Annotated in this window: 15 protein-coding genes and 3 pseudogenes; 8 read left to right on the forward strand and 10 right to left on the reverse strand. The window is 52.3% G+C overall.

Annotated features, from left to right (window positions below):
- Positions 1-31: 31 nt before the first annotated feature.
- Positions 32-943, forward strand: a complete 912-nt coding sequence (locus tag ACW9IB_RS03310) for a LysR family transcriptional regulator (RefSeq protein ID WP_016970268.1) — start codon at positions 32-34, stop codon at positions 941-943.
- Positions 944-1061: 118 nt separating this feature from the next.
- Here the strand turns inward: ACW9IB_RS03310 and ACW9IB_RS03315 are convergent, their stop codons facing one another.
- The 9 genes and pseudogenes from ACW9IB_RS03315 to ACW9IB_RS03355 form a co-directional block, all read right to left on the reverse strand.
- Complete coding sequence (locus ACW9IB_RS03315; RefSeq protein ID WP_457412324.1) at positions 1062-1736, reverse strand: ATPase; 675 nt, start codon at positions 1734-1736, stop codon at positions 1062-1064.
- Positions 1737-2707: 971 nt separating this feature from the next.
- Positions 2708-3113, reverse strand: a pseudogene (locus ACW9IB_RS03320) (NUDIX hydrolase); the annotation flags it as partial.
- A 91-nt stretch (positions 3114-3204) separates the two neighbouring features.
- Positions 3205-4057: pseudogene (locus ACW9IB_RS03325) on the reverse strand (universal stress protein).
- A gap of 11 nt (positions 4058-4068) precedes the next feature.
- Positions 4069-5556 carry a SulP family inorganic anion transporter gene (locus ACW9IB_RS03330; RefSeq protein ID WP_457412326.1) on the reverse strand — a complete coding sequence of 496 codons (1488 nt, stop codon included), beginning with the start codon at positions 5554-5556 and terminating at the stop codon, positions 4069-4071.
- A 724-nt stretch (positions 5557-6280) separates the two neighbouring features.
- Complete coding sequence (locus ACW9IB_RS03335; RefSeq protein ID WP_457412328.1) at positions 6281-7702, reverse strand: efflux transporter outer membrane subunit; 1422 nt, start codon at positions 7700-7702, stop codon at positions 6281-6283.
- A complete protein-coding gene (locus ACW9IB_RS03340; RefSeq protein WP_016970274.1) occupies positions 7695-10874 on the reverse strand; it encodes an efflux RND transporter permease subunit in 3180 nt (1059 codons plus the stop codon). The genes ACW9IB_RS03335 and ACW9IB_RS03340 overlap by 8 nt, the downstream gene beginning before the upstream one ends.
- An 18-nt stretch (positions 10875-10892) precedes the next feature.
- Complete coding sequence (locus ACW9IB_RS03345; protein WP_457412331.1) at positions 10893-12047, reverse strand: efflux RND transporter periplasmic adaptor subunit; 1155 nt, start codon at positions 12045-12047, stop codon at positions 10893-10895.
- 45 nt (positions 12048-12092) lie between these two features.
- Positions 12093-12326 (reverse strand): hypothetical protein, encoded by a 234-nt coding sequence (locus ACW9IB_RS03350; RefSeq protein WP_016970276.1) that lies wholly within the window; start codon positions 12324-12326, stop codon positions 12093-12095.
- Between the two features lie 134 nt (positions 12327-12460).
- Positions 12461-12901, reverse strand: coding sequence for a carboxymuconolactone decarboxylase family protein (locus ACW9IB_RS03355; RefSeq protein WP_016970277.1), 441 nt, complete (start codon positions 12899-12901; stop codon positions 12461-12463).
- A 131-nt stretch (positions 12902-13032) separates the two neighbouring features.
- On the opposite strand from ACW9IB_RS03355, the gene ACW9IB_RS03360 reads away from it, so the two are divergent.
- Entirely contained in the window at positions 13033-13929 is an 897-nt protein-coding gene (locus ACW9IB_RS03360; protein ID WP_457412426.1) for a LysR substrate-binding domain-containing protein, read from the forward strand.
- Positions 13930-13937: 8 nt separating this feature from the next.
- On the opposite strand, the gene pdxR is transcribed toward ACW9IB_RS03360, so the two are convergent.
- Positions 13938-15344, reverse strand: coding sequence for a MocR-like pyridoxine biosynthesis transcription factor PdxR (gene pdxR, locus ACW9IB_RS03365; protein ID WP_025999953.1), 1407 nt, complete (start codon positions 15342-15344; stop codon positions 13938-13940).
- 123 nt (positions 15345-15467) lie between these two features.
- Here pdxR and ACW9IB_RS03370 point away from each other — a divergent pair, with 123 nt between their 5' ends.
- From ACW9IB_RS03370 to tnpC, 6 genes and pseudogenes are all read left to right on the forward strand, one after another.
- Positions 15468-15899 carry a cupin domain-containing protein gene (locus ACW9IB_RS03370; protein ID WP_016970280.1) on the forward strand — a complete coding sequence of 144 codons (432 nt, stop codon included), beginning with the start codon at positions 15468-15470 and terminating at the stop codon, positions 15897-15899.
- A gap of 4 nt (positions 15900-15903) precedes the next feature.
- On the forward strand, positions 15904-16362 hold the full coding sequence (locus ACW9IB_RS03375; RefSeq protein WP_016970281.1) for a carboxymuconolactone decarboxylase family protein: 459 nt from the start codon (positions 15904-15906) through the stop codon (positions 16360-16362).
- Between the two features lie 11 nt (positions 16363-16373).
- Positions 16374-17282, forward strand: coding sequence for an NAD-dependent epimerase/dehydratase family protein (locus ACW9IB_RS03380; protein WP_457412333.1), 909 nt, complete (start codon positions 16374-16376; stop codon positions 17280-17282).
- A 175-nt stretch (positions 17283-17457) separates the two neighbouring features.
- Positions 17458-17817: an IS66-like element accessory protein TnpA gene (gene tnpA, locus ACW9IB_RS03385; RefSeq protein WP_157786651.1), complete on the forward strand. Its 360-nt coding sequence runs from the start codon at positions 17458-17460 to the stop codon at positions 17815-17817.
- Positions 17814-18149 carry an IS66 family insertion sequence element accessory protein TnpB gene (gene tnpB, locus ACW9IB_RS03390; RefSeq protein ID WP_016970285.1) on the forward strand — a complete coding sequence of 112 codons (336 nt, stop codon included), beginning with the start codon at positions 17814-17816 and terminating at the stop codon, positions 18147-18149. Before tnpA ends, tnpB begins: the two co-directional genes overlap by 4 nt.
- Positions 18150-18198: 49 nt before the next feature.
- Positions 18199-19727, forward strand: a pseudogene (tnpC, locus tag ACW9IB_RS03395) (IS66 family transposase).
- Positions 19728-19767: the final 40 nt, after the last annotated feature.

Below are 19767 nucleotides of genomic sequence, written 5' to 3' on the forward strand. Positions count from 1 at the left end.
CAAACACCTTTCTACTCAGTGGAATACTGGCATGGACCGTTTTCGCGAAATTGAACTTTTTGTACGCGTGGCAGAGGCAGCAAGCATTAGTCGTGCTGCTGACGTCCTGGGCCTACCGGTATCCAGTGCTAGCCGCCACCTAAGCATGCTTGAGACGCGGCTCGGAGTGCGCCTGGTACATCGCACCACCCGCTCCCTTGCGTTGACAGAGGTCGGTATGGAATTTTATCGTCGTTGCAAGGACGTTTTGTCCGACCTAGGCGAGGCTGAAGCAGTTGCAAAGGATGCGGTTGGTAATCCTCGTGGAACATTAAGAATCACTGCGTCCCTTTCTTTTTGCTTGTTGCATATTGAGCCGCTTTTACCTGAGTTTAATAAAGCCTATCCAGATATTAGTGTCGATATTATCGCAGCTAATCAGTACTTAGACGTTGTGGAAAATAATGTGGATTTGGCAATTCGTACACGTGAATTTGAAGCAGACAGCAATTTGACCATCAGAAAGCTTGCTGTAACAAAACGAGTTCTTGCTGCCTCTCGAGAATATCTCTCTACGTATGGTATGCCTGTTATACCAGAGGATCTAACCAAACATAAAATGTTAATTTACAGTTATGCGAACAATCCCAATGAGTTGCCTTTTGAAAAGGGTAATCAAAAAGTAATCGTGAATGTTAACTCTTCGTTGCGTACGAATGATGGCCAAATAGCCATTAATGCAGCTTTGCATGGAATGGGTATCTTGGCACAGCCAAAATATGCTATTTATGATCATATTGAGAGGGGAGAGCTTATTACATTACTTAATGATTGGGACTTGCCGCGCCTTACTATGAATATCGCCTATCAGACACGGCAGTACCTCCCTAACAAGGTCAGAGTTTTCGTTGATGCCTTAACTGACCACTTTTTGAGGAATGATTTCGAGCGTCGCTGGAGCTAACAGTGAATCTTTTGAGTTTGTGGTTTTAACGATCCTTCTCAACCGTTAAGGCGTAGCGTTGCAATATTTCTGAAGTAATAGGTACTTACCGTGCTCGTGTAAAAAAGGCGCTATTTGTTTAGATCTTATCACTCTTATGCGCTAACAAGTCTTTCAGTGAACGATCAAATTTTTGTAGTGCGCTGATTTGCACCTTCTTTTGCTCATAAATGTCAGAAACGATTTCTTCGGTGCGTTTGTTGCCTGCCCAAATCGGGGAGAGTATTTTTTCATCAATTCCTTTTGCCGTTCCGAGATGATTGTAGCTTCTATCGTAGAAATGTGCCGCTACATTCGCCTTAATCTCGGAGTTTCGAGAGGTGATAAGTTGAAAGCGAAAGTCGACCACTACCAAAATATCGGGTTTCGCTGCTTTTAGGCTCAGCACATCCGGATATTCTTTCACTTGGCCGAACTCCCGTCGAAGAGAGGCCTTCAGCCAGTCTACCGCCAGACGAGGGTCTGACGTTGATATGTATGCGTCACGAATCGACTCTACTAGGAGATTCTTGCCGAAGCCAGTACCCGCGCTGTTATGGTATTGTCGTAGATACGTTAGATTGGTTTGGGTATTTTCGCTAAGTATCACTCCTATAGAAATCTGATCGCCAGTCGGTATGAAGTCTTCTTTAGTGCGGTTCATAGAAATGCCCAGAACATTATCTGGTAGCACAATTGCTGGTGGTGCGACAGGAGTTGAACAACCGGTTAGTACACATATTATGGCTAGTGTGCAGAATGTACCTAGTTTCATTAGGGATCCCCCAAAAAACAGTTATGTACCAACATTTTACTGTGCGTTATTGATTTTTAGATAATGTATCGGTTTTCAAACAAACGTCTTCAATGAATTTTAGACACCGCTAATACCCAGTCTTTGCAGTTAGATTGCACACCTTGATTTCGTAGGCCCGTATTTGGAACTAGGGGAGCTCCGATAAAATCCGCGGTTTCAGCCTAAGCGCGCTAACGCAGAGCGTTATCAATTTGAAGCGTCCGATAGGCTGTACATGGTTATCACCCCACTTTTCGGCGCGATTTGCGCGTTTACCGGCGCCACTACCTGTGCCTAACAGCTGCTTACTTGCCACTCATGGGATGTACGGCGCAATCAACGTGTTAGGTCAATCCGAAAAGTCGCACATTCATATGGCTGACCTGACCCTTCTCCTTACCCCGAACCCGACTTTTGGGCTTTTTCCTAGTTTGCGTATATGTCTCAAGCACCCACTACTACGCTTCGCTTTAGGGGCCAGGCTCCACTCCCTATTTAGAATAGTTACGGTGTCGTCCGTCCTCCCAGATAGCTGCTCGGTCAAATCCTCATCCTGCTTGTCGACTTCCGTATAATCGGCATCGGTATACACAGATTTTTTTACTATACCACAGGTCGGTGATTGGCTTGATGTTAGCTACTGATACCGTTCCCTCATGTTATAAGCAGCATTTTAGGAGCTCTAGGCACTTAGATAAACTGGCCCAATTCGTTTTGTCCTTACGGAAAATCGTACAATGATGCTTGACTGGTCGATCTCAGTGTGTGCTTTCAACCGCATTCATAAAGTAGATAGTTTTAGTGAGGCATCAGCAATCTTTAGATGTAACTAATAGTACCACTTCAGGATAATTATGGTTTCGGTATTTAAGGTTGCTTACTTCGTATGACTTTCAGGGTTTCCCCGCGGCAGAATGTACCGCCATTATTCCTCGCTCGTATGCGCCTCTGATCCATGCTGGCCGCATACCATTAGCGATTTCGTGGCTTTCCATTCTCACGGGCTCTGGCGGGGGGGGGGGGGCGCTACTTCGCATTGATAATAATCCGAGGTCATTTGCATCAGATCGTACTGTGGCTTCCAGTAGGACGGCACATCCTCGATTTAACCGTAGCGCTGGAGCACCTGTATTTCACGAGCACCAAACTCTTCCTCACGCTCGCGCTTCAGGCCTGTGACATGTCCTCGTCACCATCAAGGCTGCCTCTAGGAAAGCTGAAGCCGTTATAGCGCTTGATGAACAGCAACAGGATCTGTTCACCCCGCATCACGATGCTGCGAGATGCATGTCGACGGAATACTCTGTCCTGCTTGGATTTCAGCTGGGGGTAAACAATTTCAGTTATGAGTTGCATGTGGTCTCGTTACGAGAAAATCAGTTAGTCATCGTCAGGGTGGCCGCGGTATTTCCGCAGCCCTGGAAATACTTTGGCCAGTGGAGCTGGCTCAGCGAAGCAGCGATACGGGTACGGTGGATGTACGCAGCATCGTCGTGGTCGTGCTGCCTACCAGAAACTGCCTGATGCGTGAGTGCCCGTACGCCCCCATGACCAAGAGGTCAATGCCGTGCTCTGCCTGATACGCATGCAGTAACGACTCTACTTCGCCTGAGCGGATCTCGGCATGCACCAGCGAGCCAAAAGAGGCAAGTGTGGCTCGTGCTTTCTCCAGCTCGTTCTGATTTTCTTCAGAGTCCGTACCAACCATGACGATATGAATTGGCAGGCCTTCGCACAGCGGGCTTGAAGCAAGCATCTGTACGGTCTTGTGGCCTGTAGCGCTGCCGTCAAATGCCACCATGACCGTTTCAGGTTTCCTGAAGTGGCTGGTTGTAATCAGGATGGGGCGGTGGATAGTTCGGACTACCGCTTCAATCTGGCTGCCAAGACTTTGGGCACTGCGCGTGCTGTCCTCACCGACTCTTCCAATCACCAGTAATCGAATATCGTCTTGGAGATCGCTCAGGCTCTCGACGAGATGGCCATGGCGCTGCTTCAAATCAGGTGACATGGCGCCACAGATGACTGTTCGCTCGCGAGCTTTTTCAAGCATATGCTGCCCATGCTCCAAGGCCAGTTTTGCACGCTGCACATCCAGCGTGGCCAACTCTTCCAGTAGATGTTTTCTGCTACCGAGACCGATATTTCCGCTGAGGTCAGCGGATGCAGGATATTTCTCCTTATCCAGCACATGAAGCAAGGTCAGGGGGGGCGCTGAGTCGTTGCGAGGCCCATGCTGCGTAATCGCAGACCGTCAATGAGGATTGTGAGTTATCAATGCATGCCATTACGTGGGTCATTGTCGTTCTCCTTAGTGGCTCATGAGCTTGTCGATGGCACCGGGTTTGTCATGCACGCTGAAGCGGTCAACGATTGTTGCGCTGGCTTCATTGAGACCGAGCACTTCAACCTCCGCGCCTTCACGGCGGAACTTGATCACGACCTTATCCAGCGCTGCTACGGCGGTGATATCCCAGAAATGCGCCTGTGTGAGATCGATGGTGACTTTGTTGAGCGCTTCCTTGAAGTCAAAAACTTCAGTGAACTTGTCCGCAGAGCTAAAGAACACCTGGCCCACGACGTGGTAAGTCCGATGCGATTCCGTCTCTTCCAGAGTGCTCTTGATATCCAGGTAGTGCCCAACCTTATTGGCGAAGAACAGCGAAGCCAGCAGCACACCTACCAGTACGCCGTAGGCTAGGTTGTGAGTGGCCACGACGACCACGACGGTCGCCACCATGACGAGGTTGGTCGACAGCGGATGCTCTTTCAGATTGCGCAAGGAATCCCAGCTAAAGGTGCCGATGGACACCATAATCATCACAGCCACGAGTGCCGCCATAGGGATTTTGGAGAGCCATTCGCCAAGAAATACCACCATCAGCAGCAGGAAAACGCCGGCACACAATGTCGAGAGACGGGTGCGGCCACCAGACTTCACGTTGATGATCGATTGGCCGATCATGGCGCAACCTGCCATGCCGCCAAGCATGCCGGCAGCGATGTTGGCCACACCCTGGCCTTTGCACTCGCGGTTTTTGTTGCTGGTGGTATCGGTCAGGTCGTCGACGATGGTCGCGGTCATCATTGATTCGAGTAGCCCCACTACTGCCAACGCAGCCGAGTACGGGAAAATGATGCGCAGGGTTTCAAAATTCAGCGGAACTTCAGGCCAGAGGAAGACCGGGAGCGTATCAGGCAGTTGGCCCATGTCACCGACGGTGCGGATATCCAAACCGAGGTAAATGGCGATGGCAGTCAGCGTCAGAATGCACACCAATGGAGAGGGAATCAGCTTGCCGATTTTCGGTACATACGGAAACAGGTAGATGATTCCCAGGCCCGCAGCGGTCATGGCATAGACATGCCAGGTGACATTGGTCAGCTCAGGCAATTGCGCCATAAAAATCAGAATCGCCAATGCGTTTACGAAGCCGGTGACTACCGAGCGTGAAACAAAGCGCATCAACGAGCCAAGCTTCAGGTAGCCGGCAAGGATTTGAAGTACACCACATAGTAGAGTCGCGGCCAGCAGGTACTGGAGTCCATGCTCTTTTACCAGCGTAACCATCAGCAGTGCCATGGCGCCTGTCGCCGCCGAGATCATTCCGGGGCGCCCGCCGACAAAGGCGATGACAGCACAGATACAGAAGGAGGCGTAGAGACTGACTTTGGGATCTACCCCGGCGATGATGGAAAAGGCGATGGCTTCCGGGATCAGCGCGAGTGCGACCACCAGCCCCGCGAGCACGTCGGCACGGACGTTGGAAAACCACGTTTGTCTAAGTTTTTGCAGCATATGAATATCCAAGGCAAAGCATCGCGCACGCCAAGGAAATGGCGAGCGAATCGATACAAATTCAAATTTTGAGGATTTTTTTGCTGTGCGCTTAAGGTGTAAACCAGGCGTACAGCAGTGCGCACCCGCAAGCGAGGCTAGCGGAAGCAGGTTGTTGCGAGGGGGCGTAGCGCTAAGGCGGCGTAGGCTGCCAGTAGATCGTTTGGAGTACAGTCATGCTGATGTTCCTGTAGCTCAAGGGGTATGCGGAGCAAAAGTATACAATGAAGCCATCGTCGATTGCGACCCGCTGGCAGGCTCTGCATGAGCTACGTCAGATACAGGCTTATTCAATGGGTATACCTGCGGGCAAGGCTTTGTTTTCCACCCGTTTTTGTCTGAGCTGGTCTGCGTGCTGAGAGGTGAGTTGGCCAGACGGTTACGTTTCCGCAACGGAATATCTGCGTTCAATGACTTGCCTGACGGCTTCTGCTATGAATTCCGGCATGAATCGTTAAGCGCTCTAAACTTCCTCCTATGCTCAAAGCGTAGGCTAGAAATGTCTATAATGTCGTGGGGACAGTGCAATGAGCTTGCAGCATATCTAAAAAAACCGAGGCGATTCAATTGAAGTTAATGAAGGCCTTATATCAAGTGTAGGCGCACGCGCGGCTAAGGATACGTGGACTGCAGCCCGGAATGGTGTCGACGCACCCGGGCTGCATACAAGTTTACATCAGTGACACTAGCTCTTTTTGACGTTCCAAGACCAACCTCCAGCTATCGAGATGAACAAATTCACTGCAGCAGCTGCATTCCTCGCCTGACTGGAGGTCTGCTCTATTTGTGCGCTGTATAGCTCACGCTGAACATCCAATCGCTCGGATAATTCGATAGCTCCAGCCCGATATTTGTCACCAGCGAGATCCGAGGCCCGTTTCAATTCAACGGCAGCGCTAGTCAAGCGGGCATCTTCATCCTTAATCCGTGAGAAGCCTACGATTGCATTTTCCACGTCCTCAAGAGCCATCAACACGGTTTGTTGGTAATTCGCCAGCCGACCGGCTGCTTCAGCGTCCGCGGCCTCGATTCGACTCTTCACTCGCCCCGCGTCGAGAAACGACCAGTCAATACCAAGCAAGGTTAGGTTGGACTCTGCGGAGTTAGAGTAGAGCGAACTTCCGTTAAAAGCATACGTACCGATAGCGGCTCCTAGGGTAACCCTTGGGAACAGATCGGCAGTGGTTACCCCGATCTGTGCTGTAGCGGCGTGTAGAGTATGTTCGGCCGAAGCGACGTCAGGACGCCTGCGGATGACGTTCGCTGGGGTATCTGCTTTTATTGTCTCAGGCACTGACGGCATAGCAGCCTCACCTGGCAATAACGAATCATACGAAGCAGGACTCATACCAGTCAGAACTGCAAGCCTGTGCTTATCGATGGCGATTTTCACCTCGAACTGTGGAATGCGCGCAAGGGTAGTATCCAACTGAGCCTGCGCTCTAGACAGCTCGTAAGTTGATCCCCGCCCTGCATCCAACCGACCCTTAACGATATCCAAAGTTTGTCGCTGACTTACTGCGTTAGCCTTCGACAGTTCGAGCATCCGTTGGGCCGCACGCAAATCTATATAAGTCGTGGCTACATTGCTTACCACCACGACCTGAATTGCCTTGAGATCACTCGCCTTGGCTTCCACCTCCGATCGCTTCGACTCCAATGACCGCCTTACTCGGCCAAAGAAATCTAGCTCCCAACTAAGTGAGGCTTTGTGGGAGTAAACATCATTACTGCGGGAGGTCCCGTTGGCTTCATCTGAGCTCAGTCGCTGATGCCCCGCATCTGCCGACATTGTGACGGTTGGTATCTGGTCAAACTTGGCGGCGCGTAATAGAGCATTTGCCGCATCAAAGTTCGCTAACGCCGTGCGAAGGTCGTAGTTCTGAGACAAAGCTTGCTCCACCAGTTCAGTCAACTGGGGGTCATTGAATTGCCTCCAGAACTGGTAGTCTGCGGCCTCATCGCGCGAGGCCACGTTCGGACCGCTTATATTTGTAAAGGACTGTGGCAAAGCAGTAGTTTCGGGCCGGGAGAAATCTGGCCCCACGGTGCATCCGGCTAACAACACTAACAGCACTGGGAGTGAGTAGCTTTTGAGATTAACCATGAGTGAGGCTCTCCTTCTCATGTGCCGCCATGCTTGATGGGTGGTCAGGAATAGTTGCACCAAGCTTCCTCATCGCCACATAGAACACTGGGGTCAGGAAAAGGCCGAAAATGGTCACACCCAGCATCCCACCGAAAACAGTTACGCCTGTCGCGTGACGAACTTCACTACCTGCTCCGGCCCCGATTAAGAGCGGTACGGCGCCGGCAATGAACGCGATCGATGTCATGACGATGGGTCGCAAGCGCAGTCGACATGCTTCTAGCGCCGCTTCGATGGTCCCACGTCCCTGCATTTCCAGCTCGCGAGCAAATTCGACGATCAAAATCGCGTTCTTGCACGCCAGCCCCATTAGTACTACTAGGCCGACTTGGACGAAGACGTTGTTATCTCCACCCGCAAGCCAGACGCCTACAAGTGCAGCGAACATACAGACCGGCACAATCAGAATGACTGCTAATGGCAACGTCCAGCTTTCGTATAGTGCAGCCAGCACCAGGAATGCAAGCAATACTGCAATGGGGAACACAATGATGGCTGTGTTGCTCTGGGTTACTTGCTGATAGCTGAGGTCCGTCCACTCTAGGTCGATGCCTCGAGGTAAGGTGCGAGCGGCGATTTCTTCAAGCTTCTTGATAACGTCGCCGGATGACATGACTTTGGGATCTGCATCGCCAATCAAATCAGCTGCGGGGAAACCGTTGAAGCGCATGACCGGGTCGGGCCCAAACGTCGAGGAAATATTAACTACTGCGCTCAGTGGCACCATGCCCCCTTGAGCATTACGAACGCGAAGGTTACCGACGTCTTCAGCGGTTTGTCGGAAGCTGGAGTCGGCCTGAGCAACGACGCGGTAGACCCGTCCAAACATGTTGAAGTCATTTACGTAAACGGATCCCAGATAGGTCTGAAGAGTGTCAAAAATTGCAGGCAGCTCTAAGCCCTGAGCTTGAGCTTTAATGCGATCAACCTTCACCTCCAATTGAGGGATATTGGATTGGTAGGAACTGACTGGGAAAGTCATGCCCGGAGTGCTAGCTACTTCAGCTTGAAATTTATCCAGCGCCTCCTGCAGCGCGGCATACCCTAGGCCACCACGGTCCGTCAGGAACAGCGAATATCCCGAACCATTACCTAAACCCTGGATTGGCGGGGGCAATAGCGCATAGGCGGCACCGTCTTTGATCGCTGCAAACTTTGTGTTCAGTTCCGCGTTGATGTCCTCTGCGCTTCGTGTGCGCTCACTGAAAGGCTTGAGGAGGACATAGGACGTTACCAGGTTCGGCGTTGCAGTATTCTGCAGCGCGTTGGAGCCAACATACGAGTTGGCATAGTCCACTCCATCAACAGTCATAGCGATTGCAGCCATCTCTCGGGCCACAGCGTCAGAGCGAGAGAGCGATGCTCCGGGAGGTAGAGTCGCACCTGCAAAGAGATAAAGCTTGTCCTGATTGGGAATGAAGCCGGTCGGGATTGTGTTGAAGAGCAGTCCAGTCACACCTAATAGTGCGGCGTAAACAACGAAAACTGGTCCTTTGCGCGGAAGCAACCTGGCGATGCTGCTCTCATAACGCTCCGAGCTGTGATTGAAAAATCGATTGAACGGCCGCAGCAGCCAACCCAAAGAAAAATCCATCCATCGGGTCAGCCTATCTTTCGGGCTATCGTGATGGCGCAACAGCTTGGCTGCGAGTGCTGGGGAAAGGGTCAGGGAGTTGACCGTCGATATCACCGTTGAAATTGCGATGGTGACAGCGAACTGCTTGTAGAACTGGCCTGTCACTCCGCTCATGAATGCCATGGGTATGAAGACTGCACACAGAACTAGGCCGATCGCCAGAATCGGACCCGAAACCTCCCGCATAGCTTGGTGCGCGGCTTGTAGCGGCGTCTGGCCAAGCTCGATATTTCGCTCAACGTTTTCGACTACCACGATTGCGTCGTCGACGACGATGCCAATCGCCAAAACCATGCCAAACAGTGTGAGTGTGTTAATTGAGTAGCCGAACAGGTACAAGAAGGCGAAGGTGCCAACGATCGACACAGGCACAGCGATCAATGGAATGATCGAGGCTCGCCACGTTTGCAGGAAGATTACTACTACCAAAACGATCAGGATCATGGCCTCGAACAGCGTGTGCTGTACCGCGCTAATCGAGTCGCGTACGAACAAAGTTGGGTCCCAAACACTCACGTATTTGACCCCCTCTGGGAAGTCTTTCGACAACGCGTCAAGTTTCGAGTAGACCTTGTTGGCGACGTCAATTGCGTTAGCCCCAGGTGTCAAGAATATTCCGACTGCAACCTCTTCATTTTTCCCCCGGAATACTCGCATCGTGTAATCGCCAGAATCCACTTGAATACGTGCGACATCGGAGAGCCGAGAAATCTGGCCATCACGTCCTGATTTCAGGACGATATCGGAAAACTCCTGCTCCGTTTTCAGCCTGCCCTGGACGTTGATGGAAATCAGAAAATCCGTATTTTGTGGAGAAGGTTCAGCACCGAGTTGCCCCGCTGAGACCTGGACGTTCTGCTGGCGAATGGCATTGATCGCGTCTTGAGCAGTGATGCCGCGTGTTGCGAGCTTATTTGGATCAAGCCAGATCCGCATTGCATAATCACCGGAGCCATAAAGCACAACATCGCCAATCCCCGGGATACGAGCCAGCTCATCCTTCACATGTAGGCGGAGATAATTTCGCAGATACAGAGCGTCGTATTTCTCACTGCTGGAATACATGTCCACGTACATTAGCGGTGTCGGAGATTGTTTCTGCGTAGTTATACCGTATTGGCGCACCGATTCGGGCAGACGTGAAAGAGCCTGGCTTACCCTGTTCTGGACGCGCACAGCGGCCGTGTCAGGGTCCACCTTTGAATTGAAGGTGACGACAACCTGCAGCGTGCCATCGGAACTGGCAACCGATTTCAGGTACACCATGTCCTCCACACCATTGATGGCTTCCTCCAGCGGCACCGCCACCGATTCCGCGATCTCTTTGGGGTTAGCACCTGGATATGTCGCCTTGACCACCACGGTCGGCGGAACAACTTCTGGGTATTCGCCAACCGGCAACAGCGGGATTGCTATCAACCCAGCTGCGAAAATAACGATCGACAGGACAATCGCGAAGATTGGCCTGTCAATAAAGAATTTTGAGAAATCCATGGGGCTGGCCTTTGCAGTTTATTTCGAGCTTTCGTTGGCACTAGAAACTTTTATGCCGATATTTTCGGGGCCAAGTATATTGGGAGAGACAGGTGTTCCGGTTGCATAAATCTGTTGAAGGCCGGAAACCACCACTCGATCAGTCTTTTCTAGACCGGAGGTGATAACACGCTTATGCCCAACTAGCTTTCCAAGCTCGACATAGCGCTTCTCGGCTTTATTGTCGTCGCTCAATGTATAGACGTATTTCTTATCTTGATCACTCAAGATCGCTCGCTCGGGCACCAACGCCATCTCTTCAGAGCCGCCAACGGAAAGCTCGACTTTGGCGTAAAGGCCAGGTGTCAATATTCTGTCTGGATTTTTCAAAGTCGCTCGGGCTCGGATAGTACCGGTGGCGGAATCAACTTGATTATCGACAAACGTGAGGTCGCCTTCATACGGGTAGTTCTCATCGCTTGTCAGACCAATGCGCACGCTGGTTGCCTGAGACGCTTTAAGCCGCTTCTGGTAACCCAGGAAGCTCTGCTCATCTGGATCAAAATAAACATAGACAGGGTCTTGAGAAACTACAGACGTTAAAACTGACTGGTCGGCGACCGCCAAATTCCCTACTGTCAGCTGTGCTCGGCTCGTGCGCCCGTTAATAGGCGAACGGACCTCGGTGAACTCAAGATCCAAGGTTGCAGTTGTTACTGCGGCTTCAGCAGCATGCACTTCTGCGACGCCTTGCTCATAGGCTGCAAGCTTCTGCTCAGCTTCTTCCGTGGAAATGGCATTAGTTTTGACGAGCTGTTGAGCTCGATGATTCTGCTGCTTCGCAAAAGCGAGGGAGGCGCGGGACTGCTCCAATCGAGCTTGGGCACTGGCCAATGCGGCTCGATATGGTCGCTGGTCAACGATGAAAAGAAGGTCCCCTTTTTTTACTTCGCTTCCTTCTTGGTACGCGACCTTAGTGATATAACCACTGACGTGAGGGAGGATCGAAACCGTCTCCACAGCTCCAACACGGCCATTAAATTTATCCCATGGTTTTACTTGCTGGACGGTTACACTGACCACATCAACAGCCGGAGAGGCTGCTAGTAGTTTTGATTCAGCTTCTTTATTACAACCACTGATAAGCAGAAAAGTGGCAGCTAAGCTAGTAGCTGCGACTGAGGAGGCACGCACGGAGTTTTCCTTTTTTACATCGATAGGGTGATCAAAAATTTAAAATTACTCAGCAGAGCTTCCTTCACGCTGGCTGCTTGCGCTGCTAGCATTCTTGGTCAATTCTTTAGAAACTTTCAGTTCACGCTTTTCGCGATCCGCCCGAACTTTCGCGTGTTGAGCGAAAGTGGCTTTTTTTTGCTCTTTGAAGCGCTCTGCGGCTTCTGCACCGTCTGATGCGTGTGCAAACACTGGCAGCGCCAAGACAATAACAGCGAATGTTTTAGCAATAATTTGCATAATAACTCAATAAAAATTTTGCTCACAGAAGTACGCAAAATCAAAAAAATTATGTTATAGAAAGTGTTTGATAGCTATTGGTAGGAAGGAAAGTTATCGTGAACTACCAAACACCCTAAATTTTGGAGAGGGTATTACTTCGGCTGCATGGCGAAGCCGACGCCGAAACGGTTCCAAGCGTTGATAGCTGCAATCACAAACGTCAACTCTGACAACTCCTGCTCGTTGAAGTGAGCGGCCACCTCATCGTAAATCTCGTCGGGCGCATGCTTTTCCGCGACAAGGGTGAGTGTTTCGGTCCACAGCAGTGCAGCGCGCTCGCGGGCATCGAAGAAAGGAGTCTCTTTCCAGGCACTCACTGCCATCAGGCGGCGTGTGGTTTCACCTGCTTTCGAAGCATCGGCAGTGTGCATATCGATGCAGTAGGCGCAGCTGTTGATCTGCGAAGCGCGAATCCGAACCAATTCTCGCAACGACGCTGGCAGTATAGATTGGGAGACCGCCTTTTCCAGACCCATCATGGCTTTCATTGCCTGAGGGGCAGCTTCATAGTAATTGATACGTTTGTTGCTCATAATATACTCCAGTTATCCGCCACATCGATGGCATAGGGAAAGTTTAGTAAAACCATGATCTCGGATAAACTAGGTAAAATCGTTTTATTTGTACGGATGGACAGACAATGGCGCTAGATCGACTGGCAGCGATGCGAGCGTTCTGCCGCATAATAGAGGTTGGAAGCTTCAGTGGAGCAGCAGACTCCTTGTCCCTTGCCAAGACGACCATTTCGGGTCAGGTGCTGGCCCTGGAAACTCTACTTGGTGTCAAGCTCTTGCACCGCACCACCCGAAAGGTATCCTCGACACCAGAGGGTGCTGCCTACTACGTAAGAGCGCGAGCGGTGATAGACGATGTAGACGAACTGGAGGCGTCGACATCACAGAGCCGATATGTCGTGAGGGGCCGAGTGCGTGTCGAGATGGCGTCTCCCGTTGGGATCTTCTTCTTAATCCCTGCACTCTCGAATTTCGCTTCAGAGTTTCCCGAGATTCGCCTCGATATAGGCTGTAGCGAACGTGTCGTCGATTTGGTCCAAGAAGGCGTAGACTGCGCCATCCGAGCTGGAATGATTATGGACCAGGATCTCGTATCTCGCGCGATTGGGCAGATGAGATTCTGTTTTTGCGCCTCTCCAACATACTTAGCTGGCGTTGGTCCTATCCAGAGTCCGGCAGAGTTGCCACATCACAAGCACTTGGGCTTCAAGTTTCCGGCGACAGATAAGCGTTTTATCCCAACTCTTACGCGGGGAGACGAAAGCTTCACCCTAGATCACCAACCATCCATGTATTTCAACAATGGCAGCGCAACAGCCGCCGCAGCCGTCGCGGGACTGGGTATCGCATTTCTTCCCACCGCTGAGGCCGTCCCTCACTTCAATACTGGGGCCCTGGAAAGAGTGCTGGCTGACTGGCATATGACTAGCATGCCTATATCGATAGTGTACCCTTACACCCGGCATCTCTCTGCTAGAGTTCGTGCGTTTACCGATTGGGTGACCACGCTTATGGCCAACGACCCATTATGGTCGCTATCGGAATGAACGTGAGCTCAAGTGTGGCGACGAATGAGTTCACTGAGTCGATCGCAAGACACTTTTAAGTGTCGGTTCGAGCTGGTTGTAATGCCGAGCATTAAAGCTGCCTCAGCACGCTCTGGACATGAGTACCAAGGGCTAAGGGCTCCTGGAGACATCCCAAAGATTGATGCCTCCCGAGCGATTTTAAGATCTGGAGACCCTGTTGGCAGTTTCAGTAGCACAGCTAAGCCTGCGGTGGAGATCTCAGCACGTACGTCGCTGTTGGCAATTGTTTTCAGCAGCTCATCTCTTTGGGTGCAGTAAAGCCTTTTGGCTCGACGCAGATGTCGGAGGTAATGGCCTTGGTGGATGAATTTCGCCGTGGCGAGCTGGACGGCGGGTCCTGGTGCTGGGCTAAGACATGTAGCAATTTCACTCAATCTCGGAGCCAAAGTTGGAGGCGCTACCACGAATCCCAAGCGAATCGTTGGGCTCAACGTTTTGCTGAAGGAGCCGATGTGAATGACACGGCCATCGCGGTCCAGCGAAGCGAGCGCAGAAGCGGCTCGGCTCTCCAGCTGCAGCTCGCTTAGGTAGTCATCTTCAATGATCCAACCACCAGATTCTGTTGCCCACCTCAGCAGACTCAGGCGTCTAGCTAATGAAAGCGTCATACCCAAAGGAGCCTGCTGGCCAGGGGTCAATAGCGCCAATGCGACATCACTTTCGAGCTTCCTCGCCTGTTCGACATCTAGGCCTTCCGAATCTACTGGGATGGCAATGGGCTTAAGACCGGCAAGCTCTAAACCTTTTCGAGAAAATGGGAAACATGGGTCCTCAATCCAGGCGCTACGGCCTCTTAGATCCAGCGCTTGTAATGCCAAACCTAGCCCCCCGGCAAAGCCGTTGGTAATGATGATCTGAGATGGAAGACACTCGATGCCTCGAGCAATGGCAAGGTATGCCGCGATCACCCGTCGTAATTCGAACTCACCGCGTGGATCCGGGTACAGGGCCGAACCGCGACGCTCTGAGTGCATTGCATGGGACCGAATTTGACTGAACAGCTTCGCAGGTACGGTTTCATGAGCCGGAACACCTAACTGGAAGATGGCCGGACCTGCCGTAAACTCCTTGTAGAGTTCCATGAACCCTGTATCAGGCGGCTGTATAGTTTCCTTCAAAAGAATAGCCGGGCGATCAGAAACCCTCGTTCCAGCGCTTCTGGATGCAACCACCAACTGTGCATCCATTAGCATTTCATACGCAGCGCGCACTGTGCCTCGCGACACCCCAAGCTGCGCTGCTAGGTCAACCCAAGAGGGAAGCCGTGCACCTGGAGACAATACTCCTGACTCAATGGCTTTTGTGATTGATCGCTGGATTTGCTCGGTCAGTGGTGTGCGTATGGTTCGGTCGAGCTGAAAATTTAGAGTCATGCGTTCCGTTCCGTTAGACCTGGGAGGTCGGCGTGGTACAAAAAAATAATGCTTTTTTGGGGCTTTTTCATACACCAGCTAGTGTGAATACTGAGCTTCCACCCAGTCCATGAGGACGCAATAATGAAGCATTTCAATCTCACAGTTGCTCTTTTCAGTGGCGTTTTGCTCATAAGCGCGATGTCGGCTCAAGCGCATGGCCAGAGTGAAGTGGTGAAGCCAAACTTTGAGCACGCCATACCGAATATTCCAGGAAAATCGCTGGTCGCAGTTGAGGTTGAATACGCCCCAGGAGCTGCCTCGCCATCCCATGTTCATGCGAAATCCGCTTTCATCTACGCCTACGTAGTGTCGGGGTCGATCGAGTCGCAGGTGAATGACGGACCTAAACAGATCTTTAAAGCAGGCGAAAGCTGGTTTGAAAATCCAGGCTCGCGTCATCCTGTGAGCCGGAACGCAAGCAAGACCGAACCGGCCAAACTACTTGCGGTATTCGTCGTTGACTCCAATGACAAAGCGCTCACAACCCCCGTTAAAAACCAGGGTGAGGAGTAACCTCATGACTAGGCGGCTCGACTACAACCAACTCGCCCCTGCAGGAGTGAAAGCGCTGGGCAGTGTCTACGGCTACGTCATGCAAAGTGGCTTGGATGAGGTACTTGTTGATCTGGTCTATCTGCGCGTTTCGCAAATCAACAACTGCGCTTACTGCTTGGATATGCATACCCGCGACCTGATCAAAAAAAGCGTTAAGGTCGAAAAAATAGCGTTAGTCCAAGCGTGGACTGAGGCAGGTAATCTTTTCGACACCCGTGAGCAAGCAGCTCTAGCGTGGGCTGAGCAGGTCACTAAGGTCGCAGACACGGGGGTTTCTGACTCTGCATATGTTGCAGTAAGGAAAGTGTTTGAGGAGCGTGAGCTGGTGGATCTCACAATCGCTGTCAGCTTGATGAATTCCTACAACAGAATGGCTATTAGCTTCCGGAACATACCGCAAGCCTTGCTGGACCATCACTGAGGATACGAACTATGAAAATCTTGATCGCTGGAGCAACTGGCGCTGTAGGTGTCCCACTGACTCGGCTGCTTTGCGCAGCTGGTCATGAAGTTACTGGCATCACCCGAGCAGGTGCTGGGGTAGATATTCTTCGAGGGATCGGCGCAAAACCCGTCGTCGCTGATGTATTTAACACGGAATCAGTGCGTGACGCTATCCGGGACGCCAAGCCTGACGTAGTCATTGACCAATTGACTCTCCTCCCTGCAGATCCTGCCGAACTCATTAAGTACATGCCGAAAGACACTCGGCTGCATCAAATAGGTGGGAAGAATTTGCTCTCTGCAGCTGAAGAGTTTGGGGTTAAGCGTTACATCATGCAATCGCGCGGGTTCTATCTCCAAGCGGCAGAAGGCGAGTTAGCTGCTGAAGACGCCAAGTTGTGCATTGATGCACCTGGCGTCGTTGGAGAAAGTGCAAGAACCTTTCAGGCATATGAAGACGAGATTTTGGCAAGCCAAGCTCTGACCGGGGTAGTGCTGCGGTACGGATTCTTCTACGGACCTGGTACTTGGTACCACCCGACAGGCGCTATTGCAGAGCAAGCGAGGAAGGGTGAGTCGGTGATCATCGGCCGAGGGAACGGAGTGTGGTCATTTGTTCACCTGGATGATGCAATCGAAGCGACCGTGGCAGCGCTACACAGTGAGTGCGGAGTATACAATATCGTCGATGATAACCCACTCCCAGTTAGTGACTGGCTACCGGCGTTCAGTAAGTGGGTGGGAGCGCCATTACCTGGCTCCATAACAGCAGAACAAGCCTTGCGCACCGTTGGCTCAGAAGCTTTATTCTACAATGAAGCAATTCGTGGTGCCTCAAATTTGCGCGCTAAAGAGCTGCTGGATTTCAAGCCTAGACGTTTGCTGTGGCTCCAGTAACTCCCGAAATTTCATATGTCAAAGCAGTTAATTAATGCAGATAAGTCATGCGATTGATTTCAATCCACACGTTTGTATAAGGTAAATGGTCTATTTAGTACGCTGCCGCGTAAGCGCCCGGCCAACTCACCTTCCTGGCCCCGACGCCAAAGGCGATGGTGTCCACCTAAAATACGTGGACACCATCGCCCTTAATTCAAGGAACACCACGCGTCAGCGCACTCCTTATCCCAGACCCTTCAAGGCCCAATTTGTCCAGGAATGCCTGGGCCCCGATGTATCCATTGCCAGCGTGGCACTGCGGCACGGCATCAACGCTAATCTGGTTCGCAAGTGGATACCTATCTATCGTGACCAGCAGGCTTGCGCCTTGCCTGCATTTGTATCGTTGAAACTTGAGACCGCTGCGGCGACGCCTGCTCGGCAGGATGTAGCCCGCATCGATATTTCTTCCGGGCAGCGAACATTCACTGTGAACTGGCCGACCTCCGACCCGGACGGCTGCGCCCGCTTTATCAGCAGCCTCTCCCGATGATGCGCATCGACGCCATCTGGCTCGCCACCGAACCCATGAACATGCGCGCCGGCACGGACACAGCCCTTGCCCGCGTGGTCGCCGTATTCGGGGCTGCGAAGCCACACTGCGTTTATCTGTTCGCCAATCGCCGCGCCAATCGGATGAAGGTACTTGTGCACGACGGCGTGGGTATCTGGCTGGCCGCACGCCGCCTGAACCAGGGCAAGTTCCATTGGCCTGGCGCGCATCGAGGTCATGAAGTTGAACTCTACACCGAACAACTGCAAACGTTGGTGCTTGGTTTGCCGTGGCAACGGGTCGGTACAAGCGGCGTAATTACCTTGATTTAGTCCTGCCTTTCAGCGGTGGCGGATGAGTTGCTTTGGTAAAATCCACAGCATGACCTCCTCGCCCAATCTCGACCAGATGACGCCCGATCAACTGCGCGCACTCGCTATGCAGTTGCTGTCGAAGGTCGATACCATGGGCAGAAAGATCCAACGCGACGAGACGATCATCGAGCAGCTCTCTCACAAGATCGCCACCCTCAAACGCCACAAGTTCGCCAAGCGCAGTGAGTAGATCAGCCCGGCGCAAGGCAGCTTGCTGGATGACGTGCTCAACACCGACCTTGAAGCCATCGGCGCCGAGTTGAAAGCCCTTCGTCCTGCCCCGGCACCGGACGATCCACGCCAACAGCCCAAGCGCGCGCCGTTGCCACCGCAGTTCCCACGTACCGTTATCCATCACGAGCCGGAGAACACCGAGTGTACCTGCGGCTGCCAGCTTCAACGCATCGGCGAAGACGTCAGCGAGAAACTGGATTACACGCTAGGCGTGTTCACCGTCGAGCAGCACGTGCGTGGCAAGTGGGTCTCCCGTCAGTGCGAAACACTGACTCAAGCGCCGGTGCCGGCACAGGTGATCGACAAAGGCATCCCCACTGCCGGCTTGTTGGCCCACGTGATGGTGGCCAAGTTCGCCGACTACCTTCCGTTGTACCGGCTGGAAAAGATCTTCGGCCGTGCCGGCCTGGCAATCCCGCGCTCGACGCTGGCTCAGTGGGTCGGCCAAACCGCCGCACAACTGCAACCGCTGGTAGATGCATTGCGCGAAGCAGTGCTGGCCCAGCAAGTCGTCCATGCCGATGAAACACCGGTGCAGATGTTGGCACCGGGCGAAAAGAAAACGCACCGGGCGTATGTCTGGGCCTACTGCACCACGCCGTGCTCGGCACTGAAAGCGGTGGTCTACGACTTCAGCCCCAGCCGCGCTGGTGAGCATGCGCGTAACTTCCTTGGCACGTAGAACGGCAAACTGGTCTGCGATGACTTCACGGGTTACAAGGCAGCTTCGAGCTGGGCATCACCGAAATCGGCTGCATGGCCCACGCCCGCCGCAAGTTCTTCGACCTGCATGTGGCGAACAAAAGCCAACTGGCAGAGCAGGCACTGCACTCGATTGGCGGTTTGTACGAGGTTGAGCGGCAAGCCAAGGAAATGGGCGATGAAGATCGCAGGCGATTACGCTAGGAAATGGCAGCGCCCATCGCAAAGAAACTGCATGAATGGATGCTGGCTCAACGCGAGCTTGTGCCTGAAGGATCGGCTACAGCTAAGGCTTTGGATTACAGCCTGAAATGCTGGGTAGCGCTGACGCGCTACCTGAATCATGGTGCTGGGCCTATTGACAACAACGCCGTGGAGAACCAAATCAGGCCGTGGGCGCTCGGTAGGTCGAACTGGCTCTTCGCTGGATCGCTGCGCAGCGGTAAGCGAGCTGAGGCGATCATGAGCCTGATACAGTCGGCGCGCATAAACGGGCATGATCCGTATGCATATCTCAAGGATGTGCTGATGCGGTTGCCGACGCAGAAAGCCAGTGAGATTGAGCAACTATTGCCGCATCAACGGATGCCAATTCAATGAGCTAGGCATGCTCACTGCTCACTACTCACGTGCGCTGCTC

The organism is Pseudomonas sp. SDO524_S393, from assembly GCF_054071875.1.

Coding starts and splice junctions, on each gene's coding strand:
- ACW9IB_RS03380 (WP_457412333.1), top strand. CDS start 16,374: ATGAAAATCTTGATCGCTGGAGCAACTGGCGCTGTAGGTGTCCCACTG.
- ACW9IB_RS03370 (WP_016970280.1), top strand. CDS start 15,468: ATGAAGCATTTCAATCTCACAGTTGCTCTTTTCAGTGGCGTTTTGCTC.
- ACW9IB_RS03375 (WP_016970281.1), top strand. CDS start 15,904: ATGACTAGGCGGCTCGACTACAACCAACTCGCCCCTGCAGGAGTGAAA.
- tnpB (WP_016970285.1), top strand. CDS start 17,814: ATGATGCGCATCGACGCCATCTGGCTCGCCACCGAACCCATGAACATG.
- ACW9IB_RS03310 (WP_016970268.1), top strand. CDS start 32: ATGGACCGTTTTCGCGAAATTGAACTTTTTGTACGCGTGGCAGAGGCA.
- pdxR (WP_025999953.1), bottom strand. CDS start 15,344: ATGACTCTAAATTTTCAGCTCGACCGAACCATACGCACACCACTGACC.
- ACW9IB_RS03360 (WP_457412426.1), top strand. CDS start 13,033: ATGCGAGCGTTCTGCCGCATAATAGAGGTTGGAAGCTTCAGTGGAGCA.
- ACW9IB_RS03355 (WP_016970277.1), bottom strand. CDS start 12,901: ATGAGCAACAAACGTATCAATTACTATGAAGCTGCCCCTCAGGCAATG.
- ACW9IB_RS03350 (WP_016970276.1), bottom strand. CDS start 12,326: ATGCAAATTATTGCTAAAACATTCGCTGTTATTGTCTTGGCGCTGCCA.
- ACW9IB_RS03335 (WP_457412328.1), bottom strand. CDS start 7,702: ATGGTTAATCTCAAAAGCTACTCACTCCCAGTGCTGTTAGTGTTGTTA.
- ACW9IB_RS03315 (WP_457412324.1), bottom strand. CDS start 1,736: ATGAAACTAGGTACATTCTGCACACTAGCCATAATATGTGTACTAACC.
- ACW9IB_RS03340 (WP_016970274.1), bottom strand. CDS start 10,874: ATGGATTTCTCAAAATTCTTTATTGACAGGCCAATCTTCGCGATTGTC.
- ACW9IB_RS03330 (WP_457412326.1), bottom strand. CDS start 5,556: ATGCTGCAAAAACTTAGACAAACGTGGTTTTCCAACGTCCGTGCCGAC.